This is a genomic window from Streptomyces sp. NPDC127038, assembly GCF_042725875.1.
Taxonomy (GTDB): Bacteria; Actinomycetota; Actinomycetes; order Streptomycetales; family Streptomycetaceae; genus Streptomyces.
In genome coordinates this window covers 53,580-67,513 of the sequence record NZ_JBHXDQ010000053.1, presented here as the reverse complement: position 1 = coordinate 67,513, position 13,934 = coordinate 53,580, and the positions used below count along the sequence as shown (strand labels likewise).

At 71.5% G+C, this 13,934-nt stretch carries 14 protein-coding genes; 9 read left to right on the top strand and 5 right to left on the bottom strand.

Annotation, left to right across the window (positions count from 1 at the left end; translation table 11 throughout):
- A partial coding sequence (locus ACFWI4_RS29915; protein WP_387202436.1) for a DUF1989 domain-containing protein occupies positions 1-362 on the bottom strand: 362 nt, incomplete at its 3' end.
- 410 nt (positions 363-772) lie between these two features.
- Here ACFWI4_RS29915 and ACFWI4_RS29910 point away from each other — a divergent pair.
- From ACFWI4_RS29910 to ACFWI4_RS29885, 6 genes are all read left to right on the top strand, one after another.
- Positions 773-1,399: a TetR/AcrR family transcriptional regulator gene (locus ACFWI4_RS29910; RefSeq protein WP_387202433.1), complete on the top strand. Its 627-nt coding sequence runs from the start codon at positions 773-775 to the stop codon at positions 1,397-1,399.
- A gap of 296 nt (positions 1,400-1,695) precedes the next feature.
- Positions 1,696-3,279 carry a sensor histidine kinase gene (locus tag ACFWI4_RS29905; protein ID WP_387202430.1) on the top strand — a complete coding sequence of 528 codons (1,584 nt, stop codon included), beginning with the start codon at positions 1,696-1,698 and terminating at the stop codon, positions 3,277-3,279.
- A complete protein-coding gene (locus ACFWI4_RS29900) occupies positions 3,276-3,683 on the top strand; it encodes a roadblock/LC7 domain-containing protein (protein WP_326788791.1) in 408 nt (135 codons plus the stop codon). The genes ACFWI4_RS29905 and ACFWI4_RS29900 overlap by 4 nt, the downstream gene beginning before the upstream one ends.
- A complete protein-coding gene (locus tag ACFWI4_RS29895; RefSeq protein WP_387202427.1) occupies positions 3,680-4,129 on the top strand; it encodes a DUF742 domain-containing protein in 450 nt (149 codons plus the stop codon). The genes ACFWI4_RS29900 and ACFWI4_RS29895 overlap by 4 nt, the downstream gene beginning before the upstream one ends.
- Positions 4,110-4,730 (top strand): ATP/GTP-binding protein, encoded by a 621-nt coding sequence (locus ACFWI4_RS29890; RefSeq protein ID WP_387202424.1) that lies wholly within the window; start codon positions 4,110-4,112, stop codon positions 4,728-4,730. Before ACFWI4_RS29895 ends, ACFWI4_RS29890 begins: the two co-directional genes overlap by 20 nt.
- A gap of 76 nt (positions 4,731-4,806) precedes the next feature.
- Positions 4,807-6,291 (top strand): cytochrome P450, encoded by a 1,485-nt coding sequence (locus ACFWI4_RS29885; protein ID WP_387202421.1) that lies wholly within the window; start codon positions 4,807-4,809, stop codon positions 6,289-6,291.
- Here the strand turns inward: ACFWI4_RS29885 and ACFWI4_RS29880 are convergent.
- The gene (locus ACFWI4_RS29880) at positions 6,285-7,244 is read right to left on the bottom strand and encodes an RluA family pseudouridine synthase (protein ID WP_387202419.1); all 960 of its coding nucleotides are present in this window, start codon (positions 7,242-7,244) and stop codon (positions 6,285-6,287) included. The genes ACFWI4_RS29885 and ACFWI4_RS29880 overlap by 7 nt on opposite strands.
- A gap of 4 nt (positions 7,245-7,248) precedes the next feature.
- Positions 7,249-8,802, bottom strand: a complete 1,554-nt coding sequence (locus ACFWI4_RS29875; protein WP_387202416.1) for an amino acid permease — start codon at positions 8,800-8,802, stop codon at positions 7,249-7,251.
- A gap of 287 nt (positions 8,803-9,089) precedes the next feature.
- On the opposite strand from ACFWI4_RS29875, the gene ACFWI4_RS29870 reads away from it, so the two are divergent.
- The 3 genes from ACFWI4_RS29870 to ACFWI4_RS29860 all read left to right on the top strand — a co-directional run bounded on the left by ACFWI4_RS29870 (position 9,090) and on the right by ACFWI4_RS29860 (position 11,826).
- On the top strand, positions 9,090-9,731 hold the full coding sequence (locus ACFWI4_RS29870) for a PadR family transcriptional regulator (RefSeq protein WP_385403684.1): 642 nt from the start codon (positions 9,090-9,092) through the stop codon (positions 9,729-9,731).
- A gap of 305 nt (positions 9,732-10,036) precedes the next feature.
- The gene (locus tag ACFWI4_RS29865) at positions 10,037-11,053 is read left to right on the top strand and encodes an ATP-binding cassette domain-containing protein (protein WP_387202412.1); all 1,017 of its coding nucleotides are present in this window, start codon (positions 10,037-10,039) and stop codon (positions 11,051-11,053) included.
- Positions 11,050-11,826, top strand: coding sequence for an ABC transporter permease (locus tag ACFWI4_RS29860; RefSeq protein WP_387202409.1), 777 nt, complete (start codon positions 11,050-11,052; stop codon positions 11,824-11,826). Before ACFWI4_RS29865 ends, ACFWI4_RS29860 begins: the two co-directional genes overlap by 4 nt.
- 157 nt (positions 11,827-11,983) lie before the next feature.
- On the opposite strand, the gene ACFWI4_RS29855 is transcribed toward ACFWI4_RS29860, so the two are convergent.
- The gene (locus ACFWI4_RS29855; protein WP_387202406.1) at positions 11,984-12,820 is read right to left on the bottom strand and encodes a siderophore-interacting protein; all 837 of its coding nucleotides are present in this window, start codon (positions 12,818-12,820) and stop codon (positions 11,984-11,986) included.
- A gap of 100 nt (positions 12,821-12,920) precedes the next feature.
- Entirely contained in the window at positions 12,921-13,859 is a 939-nt protein-coding gene (locus ACFWI4_RS29850; protein WP_387202443.1) for a 5'-3' exonuclease H3TH domain-containing protein, read from the bottom strand.
- Between the last annotated feature and the right edge of the window lie 75 nt (positions 13,860-13,934).

Genomic DNA, 13,934 nt, shown 5'->3' with positions numbered 1-13,934 from the left:
GCCACCGAGGCGAGCACCCGGCCCTGGTCGGAGAGGAGCAGCCGGCCCTCTCCCAGGTAGGCGTTCCACTGGACCTTGACGGTGTCGGCGACGTTCAGGCGTTCCCACGGCCGGTCCGCGACGTACAGCAGGAGGTGCGCGCAGGCGTCGCCTGCGAGGTCGGTCAGCCGCAGCTCCGTGCCCCGGGCCAGCACCTTGTGCGTGTAGTTCCCGCCCGCCACGGTCTCGGCCCAGACGAGCGGGCCCGCTCCGGGCGGAGGGTCCTGCCAGTCGGCCGCGGGGACCACGGGCATGGCCTCGGCGCGGGTTCCCTGCTGGGCGCGGGCGTGTTCGCGTGCTCCGTGGGTGGTCGCTGTCGCCATCGCGGGCCTCCGGCTCCTGGGTCATTTCTGTCGCGCGACAGAAATTAGGCGCGGGGTGGGTCGCCGCCGTGTCCCGGGTGTTGCCGCCCGGTTACCTGTCCCTCACGCGGGGCGCGCCGCGGGCGAAGCGGCACAGGGGTTCCCCGGCCCGGGGCGGCCTGGGTCCGCCGGCTCCGCCAGGTCCGCACAGGTCCACCGGGGTCCGCCCAGGACCGCTCGCGGCCGCTCGGGTCCGCCGAGTCCACTCGGGTCCGCCAGGCTCCGTCAGCTCCGTCAGGTCCGTCAGGTCCGTCAGGTCCGCCGGGTCCTCCTGGGGCCGACCGGGCGGGTGCCGGTCCCGCCGTGTGCGTGTCCGCCGTGCGGGACGCCGTGACCCGTCCGGGTGCCTCGCGTGTGCGAGGATCGAACGCATGGGAACGGGTGGCGGGCGGCGGGTCGGCAGGCCCCGGGCCGCGCAGCGGCCGGACAGCGGGATGGCGCCGCGCGCCGAACTGCTGGACGCGGCGGCCGAGTTGTTCACGACCCGGGGATACGCGGCCACCACCACCCGTGCCGTCGCCGAACGGGCGGGCATGCGGCAGGCGTCCATGTACCACTACGTCACCGGCAAGGAGGAGCTGCTCGCGGAGCTCCTGGAGTCCACCGTCACCCCCTCGCTGGCCTACGCGCGCGAACTCCTCGCCGACGACACGGTTCCCGCGGAGCGGCGGCTGTGGCAGCTGTGCCGCACCGACGTCGAGGTGCTCTGCGGAGGACCGCACAACCTCGGCGTCCTGTACCTGCTGCCCGAGGTCCGCACCGAGCGCTTCGCCGGCTTCCACGCCGTACGGGCCGAACTCAAGGACACCTACCGTCAGTTGCTCGCCGCCACGGCGGCCGGGGGAGCGCTCGCCAAGAGCGAGCTCGATCTGCGCACGGATCTGCTGTTCGGGCTGATCGAGGGTGTCATCCTCGTGCACCGCTCCGACCCGCAGCGCCCCGTGTCGGCCTTCGCCGAGGCCGCGGCGGACGCGGCCCTGCGCGTCGCAGGGGTCTGACCCGCCGGCCGCGGGCTTTCGCGCACCCGTACGCCATCACGCACCGTGTGCGAACGAGGGCACAGCGTGTAAATGAGGCTGAGGGTACTCCAGTCTTATGGGCGGTTTCAGGTGCTTGCGGAATATGACACAGCGTTGATCCGGTCGGACTAAGCTCGCCCGCAGCGCACCGAGTTGAGACGTAATCGTGCGCTTGTTCCCAAAAGTTCCGAAGATCTGGTTTGACCCATGCCGATCTGTGCCGTTTCCCCCACAAAATTCCCCCACCCCCAGTCGACTTGTCTCAGAGGGCATACATGGTGAGTGTTCAATCGCCTCCCGGTGACAGTGAACTTCCCTACGCGCGTGTGCTGTTGCTGCCCGCCGTCCTGATGGCGGTGGTGACCGGCGCCGCCGTCGCCGTCGTGACGGAGCCTGCCCGGGGCGCGGTCGCCCTGTGCGGCGGGTTCGCCACGCTGCTGGTCATCGCGATCGGCGGCGAAGCCGTCCGCCGCGGTCGCGTCATCCGCGAACTGCGGGCCGACTCCGCGCGCCGCACCGCCTCCCTGGAGCAGCGCGTCGCCGGGCACGACCAGGAGATCGTGCGCTTCACCCGCGAGGTCCTGCCGTACGCGATCGACCGGCTGCACGAGGGCGGCTCCCCCTCGGAAGTGGTCCGCACCCTGGGCCGCGACGACCCGGACTTCCAGGAGATCGCCGCGTCGCAGAAGGACCTGCTGAAGAAGCTGCTCAAGATCATCGACACCGAGGAGTCGATGCGCGACGCGGCCCAGCGTTCCTTCGTCAACATCGCCCGGCGCGTCCAGGCCATCGTCCACCAGCAGAACAACGAACTCCGCGAGATGGAGGAGGACCACGGGCGCAACCCCGAGGTCTTCGACGACCTGCTGCGCATCGACCACGGCACCGCGCTGATCGGCCGGCTCGCCGACTCCATCGCCGTGCTCGGCGGCGGCCGTCCGGGACGTCAGTGGCCCGAACCCGTACCGCTGTTCAGCGTGCTGCGCGGCGCGATGTCCCGCATCCTGGAGTACCGGCGCATCGAACTGCACAACATCGTCGACATCGCCGTCAACGGCGTCTCCGTGGAACCGCTCATCCACGCCCTGGCCGAGCTCATGGACAACGCCACCCGGTACTCGCCCCCGCACACCAAGGTGCACGTCACCGCGATCGAGGTGCAGACCGGCATCGCCATCGAGATCGAGGACGGCGGCGTCAGCCTCAGCGACGAGGCCCGCGGCAAGATCGAGGAGCTGCTGCGGCTGGCCGCCGCCGGTGTCGACCCGAACACCATGGGCCAGGCACCCCGGCTCGGGATGGCCGTCGTCGGACGACTCGCCGAGATGTACAACATGAAGATCTCGCTGCGGCAGTCCGCGTACGGCGGTGTCCGCGCCGTCCTCGTCGCACCGCACGACATGCTCACCACCGACTTCGCCCCCGGTCTCGCGCACGGCGTCGGGGCCAGCTCCGTGGCCGGCATCGACAACGGCGGTGTCGAGGGCCCCGCGCGCAAGCCCAAGAAGCGCAAGCCCACCACAGGGCCCCGCATCCCCTCGTCGGGCGGCGATCCCCGCGAGGACGACGTCCCGGTCGTCACGGAATGGACGCCCGGCGGCCTGCCCCAGCGCCGCAGCCGGATGAAGGTACCGCTCAGCCGGCGGTACGCCGAGGCCCGCGCCGAACAGGAGGCGGCCGAGGCCGGCACCGCCTCCCTCTGGCACCAGGAGCCCGAGCCGCAGGAGAAGGAGCCCGAACCGGGGCTGTGGGTCGAGGCGTTCATGAACGGACTCAAGGGCGACCCCGACCCGACCGCATTCAGCACGGACAACCAGCCGGCCCCTGCCGACGCCGACGACGAGGGGGACCTCAAGTGATCCAGCAGCGAGCCAACTTCGACTGGATGCTCAAGGAACTCGCCGACGGGGTACCGGGCATCCAGCAGATCGTGGTGCTCTCCGCCGACGGACTGCGCATCGCCCGCTACGGCGGCGACCCCGACGCGGCCGACCGGGTCGCCGCGGCCTGCGCCGGCCTCCAGAGCCTGGCGGGAGCCGTCGCGGGCGAGATCCCCAAGAGCGACGGCCGGATGCGCATGGTCATCATCGAGATCAACGGCGGCTACTTCTATCTGATGTCGGCGGGCCCCAACGCCTACCTCGCCGTGCTCGCCAACCAGACCGCGGAACCCGGGCTGATGAGCAACCGCATGCGCGACCTCGTCGTACGGATCGGCGCCCATCTCACCAGTCCGCCCCGCCGCAACGGGCAGACCGTATGAGTCCTCCGCAACGCCGCAGGCGCCAGCCGAGGGAGCGGCCCCCGGAACCTCCCGCGCCGCCGTCCCCCCTCGCGGCCCCGCCGGGCCCCGAGGGGGAGGACGGCGAGGGCAGGCCGAAGAACCCGGAGCGCCTGTACGTGCTGACCGGCGGCGCGGACGGAGGCGACCGGGCCGAGGTCGACCTCGTCACGCTGGTCGTGGCCCGAGACGTCACTCCGCCGCCCGCCACGCAGCCGGAACAATCGGCGCTGCTGCGGCTGTGCAGGACCCCCTTGTCCGTGGCCGAGATCTCGGCCTATCTCCATCTGCCGTTCAGCGTGGTGACCGTCCTGCTCACCGAGCTGCTGGCGGCCGAACTGGTACAGGCGCGCGCCCCGATCGTCCGTCAGGCGCTCCCCGACCGTTCCCTCCTCGAAGCGGTGATGCATGGACTTCAAAAGCTCTGACACCATCACGGGCCCTCGTGCCGAGGACCACCTCCCGCACACCGCCCAGGCGGCCGTGAAGATCGTGATCGTGGGCGGTTTCGGCGTCGGCAAGACGACCATGGTGGGCGCCGTCAGCGAGATCAAGCCGCTGACGACCGAGGAGACCATGACCCAGGCCGGCATCGGGATCGACGACAACTACGGCTCCGAGTCCAAGACCGCCACCACGGTGGCCATGGACTTCGGCCGGATCTCCATCACGGACCAGCTGGTGCTCTACCTCTTCGGCACACCGGGCCAGGAGCGTTTCTGGTTCCTGTGGAACGGACTGTTCGAGGGCGCGCTCGGCGCGGTCGTCCTGATCGACACCCGCCGCCTGGAAGTGAGCTTCGACGTGATCGGACGCCTGGAGGAGCGCGGTGTCCCGTTCGTCGTCGCGATAAACGACTTCCCCGACGCGCCGCGCTACCCGGTCGAGGATCTGCGGGCCGCGCTCGACCTCGCCGAGGAGATCCCGATCGTGCAGTGCGACGCCCGCCGCAGGGCGTCGAGCCGCGACACGTTGATGACCCTGATGCGGTTCCTGCATTCCCTGGCGATGACGTCGGCGCACGGCTGAACACCGTACGGTGAGGACAGCATCCGTACGCCAACTACCCACCCATAGAACGTAATTGAGCTTCGGAGCGATCATTGTGACGACCGAATCCCATTCCCCCACCGGTACGGAAGAACCCGCTTTCGGCCCCCCGCCGGGCTGCCCCGCGCACACCATGGGACCCGGCGTCGGCCCGGGCGGACTCCGTCGCCTGTACGGTCCCGAGGCGGAGGACCTGGGCGCGCTCTACGAGAAGCTGCGGGCCGAACACGGCTCCGTCGCACCCGTGCTGCTGCACAACGACGTACCGATCTGGGTGGTCCTCGGCCATGCCGAGAACCTGCACATGGTCAGCACTCCCTCCCACTACGCGCGCGACAGCCGGCTGTGGACCGCCGTCCAGGACGGCACGGCCGGGGCCGACCATCCGCTCGCCCCCCACATCGCCTGGCAGCCCATCTGCTCGCACGCCGAGGGCGACGAGCACCTCAGGCTGCGCGGCGCGGTCACCGGCGCCATGTCCACCATCGACTTCCGCAGCCTGCGGCGCTACATCAACCGCGCGACCCAGCGGCTGGTCAACGCGTTCTGCCCGCTCGGCACGGCCGACCTGGTCGGGCAGTTCGCCGAGCACCTGCCGATGTCCGTGCTCTGCGAGATCATCGGCATGCCCGAGGACTACAACGACCGCATGGTGCAGGCCACCCGCGACCTCCTCAAGGGCACCGACACCGCGATCGCCAGCAACGAGTACGTCATGAGCGTGCTGACCCAGCACACCCTGAGGCGCCGGGCCGAGCCCGAGGACGACTTCACCAGCCATCTCATCAACCACCCGGCCCGGCTCACCGACGACGAGGTGGCCCAGCACCTGCGGCTCGTCCTGCTCGCCGCCTACGAGGCCACCGCCAACCTCATCGCCAACGTGCTGCGCATGCTGCTCACCGACCCGCGGTTCCGCGCCCAGCTCAACGGCGGGCAGATGACCGTGCCCGAGGCGGTCGAGCAGTCCCTGTGGAACGAGCCGCCGTTCAGCGCCGTCCTCGGCTACTTCGCCAAGCAGGAGACGGAACTGGGCGGCCGGCGCATCCGTAAGGGCGACGGACTGCTGTTCGGGATCGCGCCCGGCAACGTCGACCCCCGCATCCGCCCCGACCTGGCCGCGAGCATGCAGGGCAACCGCTCCCACCTCGCCTTCGGCGGCGGCCCGCACGAGTGCCCGGGGCAGGACATCGGCCGTGCCATCGCCGACGTCGGCGTCGACGCCCTGCTGCTGCGGCTGCCGGACGTCGAACTCGACTGCGACGAGAGCGATCTGCGCTGGCGCAGCACCATGTCTTCGCGCCACCTCGTCGATCTGCCCGTGCGGTTCGAGCCCAAGCCGACGCAGGACGTCAGCCAGCGGCCTTCCGTGCGCGCGCGGCCCGCCCAGCGGACCCCCTGGCAGGTGACCACCGAGGGCACGGCACCGGCGCCCGCGCCGGCCGCCCCCATGACCGCCCCGGCCGCCGCCCCCGAACCCGTGCCAGAGCGCCGGCCGGGCGCCTGGCAGCGCCTGCTGCGCTGGTGGCGCGGCTACTGACCGCCCGCGCCCGGGACCGACCAGGCGTCGTACGAGGTCCACGCCTCCAGCGTCCGCCCGCTGACGAACCGGTGCGCCAGGCCGGTCACCGGATCGGTGAACTCCAGCGTCCGCGCCAGCAGTTGCAGCGGACGCCGGAAGTCACCGGCCGGGACAGGCCCGGTCACCACCGGATAGAGCGGGTCGCCGAGGATGGGCACGCCCAGCGCGCTCATATGGACCCGGAGCTGATGGGTCTGCCCGGTCCTGGGAGTGAGCCGGTAGCGGCCCAGCCCGTCCCGGCGCTCGGCCAGTTCCACCCCGGTGACCGCGTTCGGCTCGCCCTCGACCTCCCGGGCGGCCATCACCCCGCGCTCCTTGAGGATGCGGCTGCTCACCGTGCGCGGCAGGGACAGACCCGCCTCGTACGGCGCCACCGCCTCGTACTCCTTGCCGATCAGCCGGTCACGGAACAGCGACTGGTACGCGCCGCGTTCCCCGGGCCGTACGGTGAACAGCACCAGCCCGGCGGTCAGCCGGTCGAGCCGGTGCGCGGCGCCCAGGTCCGGCAGGCCGAGGTCCCGGCGCAGCCGCGCGAGGGCCGTCTCGGCGACATGGCTGCCGCGCGGGGTGGTGGCCAGGAAGTGCGGTTTGTCGGCGACGACGATGTGGTCGTCCCGGTACACCACGTCGAGCGCGAACGGCACCGGCTCCTCGTCGGGCAGTTCGCGGTGGAACCACAGGAACATCCCCGGCGCGTAGGCGGCTTCGGCGGTCAGGGGCCGGCCGTCCTCGCGGACGATCAGCCCCTCGCCGATCATCGTGTCGATGACTCCGTCGCCCGCCGCGAGCCGGTCCACCAGATAGGCCCGGGCGGTGGCCCAGCTCCCCTCGCGCGGCAGCCTGATGCGTACGGGGTCGACCCCGTGGCGCTGCGGGAGGGGAGCGGGCGGGATCCGGGGCTTGCGTCTCACGCGCTCAAGCGTACGAGGCCCCGGCCGCCTCGGACGCCCGTCCCCGCGCGGCCCGGGCCGTGAACACCCGGTACCCCGCGCCCGCCACCAGCGTCGCGGCCAGGAACAGCAGGGTGAACCAGCGGAAGTACCAGTGCCCGCCCGCCGGGTCGTACACCGCGGCCCGCGGCCAGGCCAGGTTGACCGTCATGAACAGGCCGTAGACGAGGGCCAGCGCGTTGACGGGGACGCCCCAGCGGCCCAGCGAGAAGAGCGGGGCGCCGCTCTCGTCGGTGCCCTCCGCGGTGAACCGCCCGCGCAGCCGGCGCACCAGCAGCGGCCCGGTGACCATCGCGTAGGCGAGGTACAGCATCACGATGCAGGTGGTCCCGATCGCCAGGAACGCGTCCGGGGAGGCGAAGTTCAGCAGCAGCAGGGCCGCCGAGAGGACGCCGACGACCAGCGCGGGAGCACCCGGCATACCGGTCCTCGGGTCGACCTTCGCGAGCCGCCCGGAGAACGGGAGCCGGTTGTCGCGGGCCATCGAGAAGAGCATGCGGCTCGCGGCGGTCTGGATGGCCAGGGTCGCCACCGCGATGGCCACCACCACGTCGGCGAGCAGCGCCCGGCCCACCCCGTCGCCGAGGCTGCTGGTCAGGACGTAGCTGAGCCCGTCGACGCCCAGCCGGCCGTCGGTCAGGCTGGGGGCGGCGAGCAGTCCGCCGAGCACGATCAGCCCGCCGAGCAGGCCCGCCGCGCCGAGCGCGGTGAGGATCGTCCGGGGCGCGGTGCGCCGCGGGTGACGGGTCTCCTCGCTCATCTCCCCGGCGCTGTCGAAGCCGATCATCACGTACGCGGCCATGAACGAGCCCACCATCAGCGCCCCGAACAGGCCGGTGCCGCCGCCTCCCGCGGTGTGGAAGGTGATGCCGGGGGAGCGCCGGGAGTGGGTGAACAGCAGGACGGCGATCAGGACGGCGCCGATGATCTCGGCGGTGACGCCGATCCGGTTGACCGCGGACATCACGCGGTTGTCGAGGACGTTGACCACGGTGGTCAGGACGAGCAGGACCACGCCGAGGACGGCCGCGTTGGCCGCTCCGTCGGGGCTCGTCGGGGCCGGGTCGTCGCCGATCAGCTGGAAGCCGGGCCAGATCGCCGGGAGCACCATCTGGAGGGCGAGCGCGGCCGCGGCGACCACCACGATCTGTCCGATCACCATGATCCAGCCGGCGAACCAGCCGAAGGCGGGGGTCGACAGCCGTGAGGACCACTGGTAGATCGCGCCGGAGATCGGATAGCGCGCGGCGAGCTCCGCGAAGCACGCGGCGACCGCGAGCTGGCCGGCGAACACGGCCGGCCAGGTCCAGAAGAAGACCGGGCCGCCGAACGCGTACCCGAAGGCGAAGAACTGGAAGACGGTGGTGAGGACGGAGATGAAGGAGAACCCGGCGGCGAACGAGGCGTACCTGCCGAGGCTGCGGTGCAGCTCCTGGCGGTAGCCGAACTCGGTCAGGGACCGGTCGTCGGGGGAGGCGGGCGGATCGGGGCGTACGTCGGAGGGGGCGGTGGTGGTCACGGCGGCACCTGCCTTCGGCGCGGAGGGCGAGCTGGATTCCTGTCGGGTGACAGAAATTAGGGAGACCCTGTTTCGCCCGCGTGACGCGGCCGTATCGGCGACGGGCCCAATTCCTCACGCCCCCGCCGCCCGTCCACCGTTCGCCCCTTCCCGTGCCCGGCGCCCCCTCTGCCGCTCCGTTCCGCGCGGCCCGGCAAACGCGATACATCGTGTGCATTGACGCTCGTGTCGACACGCGATATGTTCGGCTACGGATATTCGGAGACGAGTCGAGAGAGGTGACGTCGATGAAGCGGCGCAAGCTGAGCAACCCGCTGGCGCTCGCCGTCATGACGACGCTCTGGCAGAAGCCGATGCATCCGTACGAGATCGCCCAGACGCTGCGCCGCCAGGGCAAGGACGCCAGTACGAAGATCAACTACGGGTCCCTGTACACGGTCGTGCAGAACCTGGAGAAGCACGGCTTCGTCGAGGTCACCGACGTCGAGCGGCAGGGCAACCGTCCGGAGCGCACGATCTACGGCATCACCGAGGCCGGGCGCGAGGAGATGACCGAATGGCTCTCCGACCTGATGGCCGTCCCCGCGCGGGAGTACCCGATCTTCGAGACCGCGCTGTCGCTGATGGGGGTCCTGCCTCCGGACGAGGTCGCGCGGCTCCTCGCGGAGCGGCTCAACTCCCTTGAGGTGCAGGCCGCGAGCGTCCGCGGCGGCCTGACGAAGCTGTACGAGACGCTGCCCCGGCTCTTCCTCGTGGAGACCGAGTACCAGCTGCACATGATCGAGGCGCAGGCGGCCTGGGTCCGGGGGTTTCTCGCGGAACTCAGGGACGGCTCGCTGCCCGGCGTCGAGGCGTGGCGGACCTTCCACGAGACGGGGGAGATCCCGCCCGAGTTCCAGGAACTGGAGGAGCGCGCCTTCGAGAAGTGACCCGAGGAAGAACAGACCCCGGCAGGACTGTTGGAGCAGTCCCGCCAGGGTCTCGAACCCCGAACCGAACCCGCCGTGCGGCGGTTCCAGGCCATCGAGGTGCGGCACACCCAGGATAGCCCGGCGCTCCTCACGCGGATCGGATCGGCAGTCACCCGAGATCACCCGGCCCCGGCCGGGCGGCTCGGCCACCCGGGACCGCCCGGCTTCACGCCGGACGGCCCGGCCGTCACCCGAGACCACTCGGGAATCCGAGATCACCCGGCCCCGGGCCGGGAATCCGCTCACTTGGGAGAGCAGTCGTCATGACTGGTACGCGTGCGCCCGCGGTCGAGGCGCGTCAGCTGATCAAGACCTACTCCGGTGACGTCACCGCGCTCAGCGGCATGGACCTCACCGTCGAACCCGGCACCGTCTTCGGCCTCCTCGGACCGAACGGCGCCGGCAAGTCCACCACCGTCAAGATCCTCACCACCCTGGCCCGCCCCGACTCGGGCACCGCCACCGTCGCGGGCCACGACGTGCTGCGCCATCCGGACCGGGTGCGGCGGGCGATCGGCGTGGTCGCCCAGAACTCGGGCGCGGACCCGGGCGCGACCGGCCGGGAGAACCTCCGGCTCCAGGGCAGGCTCTACGGACTCCGGGGCACGGACCTGGACCGCCGGGTCGACGGACTCCTGGAGCGGTTCGCCCTGACCGAGGCCGCGCGGCGCCCGGTCAAGGGGTACTCCGGCGGGATGCGGCGCCGCCTGGACGTGGCACTGGGGCTGGTCCACCGCCCCGAGGTGCTCTTCCTCGACGAACCCACCACCGGACTCGACCCCGAGGCGCGCACCGCGATGTGGGACGAGATCGCGCGGCTGGCCGGCGACGAGGGACTGACGATCCTGCTCACCACGCACTATCTGGAGGAGGCCGACCGGCTCGCCGAGCGCATCGCCATCGTCGACCGCGGACGGGTCGTCGTCGAGGGGACCCCGGACGACCTCAAGGGCGAACTCCGCGGCGACGCCGTCCACGTGGAACTGGCGACAGCGGTCGGCGAGGCCGGCCGCACGCTGCTGGAGGGCGCCCTCCGGGGGCTGCCCGGCGTGCATCAGGTGCTGCTCGACGGACGCAGGATCAGTGTCCGCGCCGACGACGGAGGGGCCACCGTGCCCCTGCTGCTCGGGGCGCTGGCGCGGGCCGGGGCCGAGGTCGTGTCCGCGACCGTGGCCCGTCCCTCGCTCGACGACGTCTATCTCCGCTACGCGGGCCGCCGTTACTCGGAGGCCGGGTCGGACGACGCCGGTTCCCTCGTCCTCGCCGGAGGTGCCCGATGAGCACGGCCGTGGCCCAGACCTGGTACATGACCCAACGTCAGCTGATGGTGTTCGCCCGCCAGCCCGCCTACGCGATCATCACCCTCATCCAGCCGGTGATCTGGCTGTTCCTGTTCGGCAGCCTCTTCAAGAACGTCGTCGAGCTCGGCGGCTTCGGCACCACCTCGTACCTCGACTACCTGGTGCCGGGGGTGGTCGTGATGAGCGCCCTCAGCTCCAACATGTGGGCCGGCATGGGCACGTTGGAGGAGATCCAGCGGGGCACCCTCAACCGCTTCCTCACCACTCCCGCCAGCCGGGCCGCGCTGATGAACGGCAACGTCGTCAACAACGGCCTGATCACCGCACTCCAGTCCGTCGTCATCGTCCTGCTCGGGCTGGCCGGCGGCGCCGACTGCCCCGGCGGTGTGGGCGGTGTGGCGGTCCTGGTCCTCGCCTCGGTGCTGCTCGGCACGGTGTTCGGGGCGTTGTCCAACGCGCTGGGGATGCTGGTGCGGGAACGGGAGTCGATCATCGGGATCAACACCTTCCTGCTGCTGCCCCTGACCTTCCTGTCCAGCGCCTTCATGGCACCCTCCCGGATGCCGGACTGGATCCGGCACATCGCCGACTTCAACCCGCTCGACTGGGCGATGGTCGCGGGCCGTTCGGCGATGTCCGCGCACCCCGACTGGGGCGACGTGCTCGGCCGGACGGGCGCGCTGCTCGCGCTCGCGGTGGCGGCGGTCTGGCTGTCGATCCGCACGTTCCGGTCCTACCAGCGCTCGGTGTAGCCCACCGGGCGGCCGCGCGGTCGTGGCGGACGGTGCCCTCCGGTCGTACCGGGCTGGTAGGTACCGTCGGGGGGACGGCGTCCGCGCGGGCGGAAGGAGGCGGGCCCGTGTCGTGCGGGCCCGCCTCCTGACGGGGTACGGGTGGGAGGTCCGGGCGTCAGGCCGGGACTTCCTGCTCCGCCTCCACCTGGGCGTTCCACTCGCGCTTGGCGGCCTGCCAGCCGTCCTCGTTGTGGCCGAGGCGCCAGTAGCCGGAGATGGACAGGTCCTCCCGCGGAATCTGGCGCTCGACCCGCAGCAGCGCCCGCAGCTCCTTCACGAAGCCCGCCTCGCCGTGCACGAACGCGTGCACCCGGCCCTCGGGGAACTCCAGGGCCCGTACGGCCTCGACCAGGGCGGCGCCGACGGGCCGGTCACCGCGGTGCAGCCAGACGATCTCCGCGTCGGAGTCGATCTTCTGCTCCTCCTCGGGTCCGGAGACCTCGACGAAGGCGCGGACCGTGGCGGCGTCGGGCAGCGACTCCAGCGCGGCCGCGATGGCGGGCAGCGCGCTCTCGTCACCGGCGAGCAGATGCCAGTCGGCCTCCGTGTCGGGGGCGTACGCGCCACCGGGGCCCATGAACCGCACGACCTCGCCCGGCCGGGCGCGGAGGGCCCACGGCCCGGCGAGCCCCTCGTCCCCGTGCACCACGAAGTCCAGGGTCAGCTCGCGCGTCTCGGCGTCCCAGGCGCGCACCGTGTACGTCCGCGTCACCGGCCACTGCTCGCGCGGGAACTCCTCGCGGACGCGCTCCAGGTCGAAGGGCTCGGGATAGGTGACACCCGGCGGCCCGAACAGCAGCTTCACATAGTGGTCGGTTCTGCCGCTCGTGGCGAAGTCCGCGAGGCTGTCGCCCCCCAGCACCACACGCTGCATGTGAGGGGTCAGCCGCTCGGTCCGCACGACCGTCGCGGAGTGGGGCTTCCGGGGCTTGCGTTCCGGGCGCTCTGCCATGACTGCCTCCTGTTCACATGGTTAGGCTTACCTAAGTTAGCACCTCTTTGTGTGTGGCAACCATGCACGAACCGGTATCGGTTGCGCCAGAAGTGTTCAGCTATGCCGACAGTGTGGTGAGCAGACGGTTCAGCGAGCCGCCCAGACCCCAGCGCGCGGCCAGCTCGTCCAGCGCGGCGGGATGACGCGGGGCGTGCGGCAGGGCCGTGTCCACCTCGGGGAGCGGCACGTCCCCCGCCACCTTGACGACCGTCGGCGCCACGGCGATGTACGGGCGGGACTCGTCCAGTCTCTTGCGCTGCGAGGGGGTCAGCTTCGCCCCGGGGTCCTCGACCGCGGCCATGATCCCGGCCAGGTCGCCGAACTCGGCCAGCAGCTTGGCGGCGGTCTTCTCCCCGATGCCGGGCACCCCGGGCAGCCCGTCGCTCGGGTCGCCGCGCAGCAGCGCCAGATCCGCGTACCCCGGGCCGTCGACGCCGTACTTCTCGCGCAGCCAGGCCTCGTCGGTCAACTGGAGCGTGCCGACGCCCTTGAGGGGATACAGCACGCGTACCCCCCGCTCGTCGTCCACGAGTTGATACAGGTCGCGGTCGCCCGTGACGATGTCGACCGGGCCGCTCGCCCGCCCGGTGAACGTGCCGATCACGTCGTCCGCCTCGTACCCGGCGACCCCCACGCGCGCGATGCCCAGCGCGTCCAGGACCTCCTCGATGACGGGCACCTGGGGGGAGAGCGTGTCCGGCACCTCCTCCTCGTCCGGGCCGGTCTCGGTCAGCGCCGCGACCCGGTGCGCCTTGTACGACGGGATCAGGTCGACCCGCCACTGCGGGCGCCAGTCCGCGTCCATGCAGGCCACCAGATCGTCCGGACGGTGGTCCTTGACCAGGCGGTCGATGAACTCCAGCAGTCCGCGCACCGCGTTCACCGGAGTGCCGTCCGGGGCCTTCACGGATTCCGGCACACCGAAATAGGCGCGGAAGTACAGCGAGGCGGTGTCGAGGAGCATGAGTCGTCGCGTCTGAGCTGTCACGCTCCGCATCATGCCGTACGCCACTGACAGTGACCTGGACCACTCCCGTGTTTGCTCCGTGTGAGCGGGGGCAGGCGCGGCCTC

Bases quoted from the DNA above. Each gene is read 5' to 3' on its own strand.
- ACFWI4_RS29855 (WP_387202406.1), bottom strand. From the start codon at position 12,820: ATGGCAGAGCGCCCGGAACGCAAGCCCCGGAAGCCCCACTCCGCGACG.
- ACFWI4_RS29870 (WP_385403684.1), top strand. From the start codon at position 9,090: ATGAAGCGGCGCAAGCTGAGCAACCCGCTGGCGCTCGCCGTCATGACG.
- ACFWI4_RS29890 (WP_387202424.1), top strand. From the start codon at position 4,110: ATGGACTTCAAAAGCTCTGACACCATCACGGGCCCTCGTGCCGAGGAC.
- ACFWI4_RS29910 (WP_387202433.1), top strand. From the start codon at position 773: ATGGGAACGGGTGGCGGGCGGCGGGTCGGCAGGCCCCGGGCCGCGCAG.
- ACFWI4_RS29895 (WP_387202427.1), top strand. From the start codon at position 3,680: ATGAGTCCTCCGCAACGCCGCAGGCGCCAGCCGAGGGAGCGGCCCCCG.
- ACFWI4_RS29850 (WP_387202443.1), bottom strand. From the start codon at position 13,859: ATGCGGAGCGTGACAGCTCAGACGCGACGACTCATGCTCCTCGACACC.
- ACFWI4_RS29860 (WP_387202409.1), top strand. From the start codon at position 11,050: ATGAGCACGGCCGTGGCCCAGACCTGGTACATGACCCAACGTCAGCTG.
- ACFWI4_RS29905 (WP_387202430.1), top strand. From the start codon at position 1,696: ATGGTGAGTGTTCAATCGCCTCCCGGTGACAGTGAACTTCCCTACGCG.
- ACFWI4_RS29865 (WP_387202412.1), top strand. From the start codon at position 10,037: ATGACTGGTACGCGTGCGCCCGCGGTCGAGGCGCGTCAGCTGATCAAG.